The organism is Nocardia sp. NPDC059154, assembly GCF_042755705.1.
GTDB lineage: Bacteria > Actinomycetota > Actinomycetes > Mycobacteriales > Mycobacteriaceae > Nocardia.
This window is the reverse complement of record NZ_JBHZCS010000180.1, coordinates 1-3,032: the sequence shown is the minus strand read 5'-3', so window position 1 is coordinate 3,032 and position 3,032 is coordinate 1. Positions and strand designations below refer to the sequence as shown.

Here is a 3,032-nt window from a genome sequence, read left to right as displayed (position 1 = left end):
GAGCGCTGGCGCTGGCGGTCGCCGACCGGGTCCTGGTGTGCGAGAACGCCGTCTACTCAGTGATCAGCCCCGAGGGGTGCGCGTCCATCCTCTGGCAGGATGCCACCGCCGCGCCCTGTGCTGCCCAGGCGCTGCGGGTGGACGCCGCTGCCCTGCTCGAACTCGGCATCGCCGACGCTGTCATCCCCGAACCCGAGGGTGGTGCGGATCGGCAACCGGCCGCCGCCACCGCGCTGCTGCGCCGCGCGGTGCGGCAGGCGGTGCACGAACTGCGGGCCTGGTCCGCGTCCGACCTGCGCGCCCACCGGCACGCACGCTTCCGAGCCTTCGGCGTCGCCCGAAACGCTTTGCAGGAGAACCGATGACCGACAACGGCAGCATCCTCGAGCTCGACGACCGCCTGATCGAGTTGGCGCGCACGGACCTTCGGGAGAGCATCCGCGCCGAGGCGGTGTCGCAGCCCTGCGACCGCGTCTAACCGCTGGTATCCCTGCAGTCCGAGCTGCCTTTGGTGACATGGCCGGTGCACGTCCGATTACTGGATGCCTGTCGGAAGTCGGGTCTGCGTCCCTTGGCCGCGAGCACACTGCGAGAAGTCGACAACCTGGATTGACGGTCGCCCTTGCCGAACTCGACGACCGAACGTGAGGCGGCCCGCTCACAGCTCGGTCCAGTCGTTCGGCGCGGGCGCGGACAGTGGGACGCCTACTTGAGGCCTGAGCGGACGAAGGCGTTGACGATGTGGCGTTGCAGGACCAGGTAGAGGAGTAGGACAGGGAGGCAGGCGAGGCCGGCTACTGCCATCAAGGGACCCCATTGGTCGCCTTCGGTGCCCATGAGGCTGCGCAGGCCCAGTTGCAGGACGGACTTGGAGCGGCAGAGGACTACTGCGGGCCAGAAGTATTCGTTCCAGGCGTTGATGAACAGGAGAATTCCGAGTGCTGCCAAGGCGGGGCGCAGGTTGGGGACCACCAGTGTCCACAGGATCGACCAGGATGAGCGGCCGTCGATGCGGGCGGCCGCCACCAGCTCCTTGGGAAAGGCGGCCAGGTGCTGGCGCAGGAGCAGTACGGCCAGTGCCGAGCACAGGGTGGGCAGGACGGCGCCGACCAGGGTGTCGAGGAGGCCCAGGCGGGTCAGGAGGATGTAGTTGGGCAGCATGCTGACCTGGAAGGGGACCAGCCAGGTGCCGACGAAGGCCAGGTACAGCAGCCGCTGGAAGCGGAAGGTGTACAGGCCGAAGGCGTAGGCGGCGAGCAGGGCGATGAGCAGCTGACCCGACGCCGAGAGTGCCGCCACCACACAGTTATTGAGGATCAGGCGGGGGATGTCGAGCTGGTGGGCGGCGTCGGTGAAGTTCGACAGCGACAGCGGCCAGGGCAGCGGGGACAGTGACGTGACGTCCTCGGGTCGGCGCAGCGCGGTCGCGAAGAGCCAGTAGATGGGGAAGATACACACGACGGCCGTGCCCGCCAGCAGCGAGTGGCCGCCGGCGCAGCGCAGCCGGTCGGGCAGCGAGGTTTCAGTCATCGTGGAAGGCAACCTTTTCCGAGATCCAGACCAGGCCCGCGGCCACCACACCGAATCCGAGGAACAGCAGCACCCCGGCCGCGGCGCTGAGGCCGGCGTCGAAGCTGTGGAACGCGTATTCGTAGAGCAGATAGTAGATGTTGGTGGTGGATTGTGCTGGGCCGCCTTGGGTCATGGTGTCGATGCGCGGGAAAGTCAAGATGGGGCTGAGCAGGACGGTGGTCAGCACTAGGAACAGCAGGGTGGGGGACAGCAGTGGCAGGGTGATCCAGCGGCGGATCTGGCCGGGGGAGGCGCCATCGACGCTTGCGGCCTCGTCGTAATCGCCGCTGATGCCGGCCAATTCGGCCCACACCACCAGCACGGCGAATCCGAGTAGCTGCCAGCCGGTGATGCCGACGATCACCCACTGCGCGGTCTGCGCGTCGTAGACCCAATTGCGTTGCGAGCCTATGACACTGTCCACGAAACCGGTGCGTGGATGCAGCAGCCAGCGCCACACCGCGGCCACCGCCACGGGCGCGACCAGGAATGGCGTGAAGATCAGCGCGTGATAGACGGTCCGGGCGCGCGGGCCCACCCGTCGGCCGGCCAGCGCGATCAGCACCGGTAGCGCGACCGTGATGGGCAGCAGCCGGCGATCATCCAGACGGTGCGGCGCGCCGAGGCCCAGAACGCCGGAAGGTCCACCAGCCGTTTGTAATTCGCCATTCCGACCGGCCGCATGGGCTGGGTCGGGAGCAGATTCCAGGAGTAGGTGGACAGTTGCAGGGCCTGCACCAGCGGCTGATATGTCCACACCACCAGCAGGAACAGTGCGGGCGCGAGATACAGATACGGTGTGGCGCCGCGGAGTGCGCGGCGCAGCAGGGCGCGGTGCGGACGCGCCGCCGGTGTCGCAGCGATCACCGGCGGCGCATCCTGTTCGGGGACTGTGACGAACATCGGTCAGCTGGCCTGCGCTGCGAGGGCCGCCAGCCGCTCCTGCACCTCGGTGTCGGCCTTGTCGTAGATCCGGGTGCCCGGGTCGGCCTCGACCGCGGTCGCGATGACCGACGAGAGCCCGCAACCATCGGCTCCTGGCGGCGGCACGGGGCGGGCAGGTGGTTGGCGGCGACCGGCTCACCCTGCGGCTGCGCGCCGACTGTCTCGAATTCTGCATCGCCCACCACCGAACGACCACGGCCACGTCTTCGACACTTGAGGTGCTCACCGGCGAGCACCGCAACGGTGCCGGCCACCATGTATTGACGGAACCTGATCCATTCTCCGACCCGTACTACTCCACGGTCCAAATCGGCGGCCCCGGAAGTTGCCGGAACGTGACGGAGACGGTCCCTGGTGCAGACGCATCACATTTGGCCACAAATTGCTGCGCCCGCCCCGGCTGGGGCTCGGAAACGCAGACTCAGCTTGACTCTGTCGGTGATCTTGGAATTCGGCATGTCGTGGCTGGCGGGCTGCCACACTGCGAGGCGCGAAAAGCACTGCGTCCTCGAAGG

General features: G+C 67.7%; 4 protein-coding genes and 1 pseudogene. 1 reads left to right on the top strand and 4 read right to left on the bottom strand.

Annotated elements, in window-relative coordinates:
* Positions 1-365, top strand: a pseudogene (locus ACFXN1_RS51610) (acetyl-CoA carboxylase carboxyl transferase subunit beta); the annotation flags it as partial.
* A 340-nt stretch (positions 366-705) separates the two neighbouring features.
* Here ACFXN1_RS51610 and ACFXN1_RS51605 read toward each other — a convergent pair.
* The 4 genes from ACFXN1_RS51605 to ACFXN1_RS51590 are packed head-to-tail and all read right to left on the bottom strand — an operon-like array spanning position 706 to position 2,622.
* A complete protein-coding gene (locus ACFXN1_RS51605) occupies positions 706-1,530 on the bottom strand; it encodes a carbohydrate ABC transporter permease (protein ID WP_379446586.1) in 825 nt (274 codons plus the stop codon).
* Positions 1,523-2,137, bottom strand: coding sequence for a carbohydrate ABC transporter permease (locus ACFXN1_RS51600; RefSeq protein WP_379446587.1), 615 nt, complete (start codon positions 2,135-2,137; stop codon positions 1,523-1,525). The genes ACFXN1_RS51605 and ACFXN1_RS51600 overlap by 8 nt, the downstream gene beginning before the upstream one ends.
* Positions 2,131-2,475 carry a hypothetical protein gene (locus ACFXN1_RS51595; RefSeq protein ID WP_379464174.1) on the bottom strand — a complete coding sequence of 115 codons (345 nt, stop codon included), beginning with the start codon at positions 2,473-2,475 and terminating at the stop codon, positions 2,131-2,133. The genes ACFXN1_RS51600 and ACFXN1_RS51595 overlap by 7 nt, the downstream gene beginning before the upstream one ends.
* 3 nt (positions 2,476-2,478) lie before the next feature.
* A complete protein-coding gene (locus ACFXN1_RS51590; RefSeq protein WP_379464172.1) occupies positions 2,479-2,622 on the bottom strand; it encodes a hypothetical protein in 144 nt (47 codons plus the stop codon).
* Positions 2,623-3,032 lie beyond the last annotated feature (410 nt).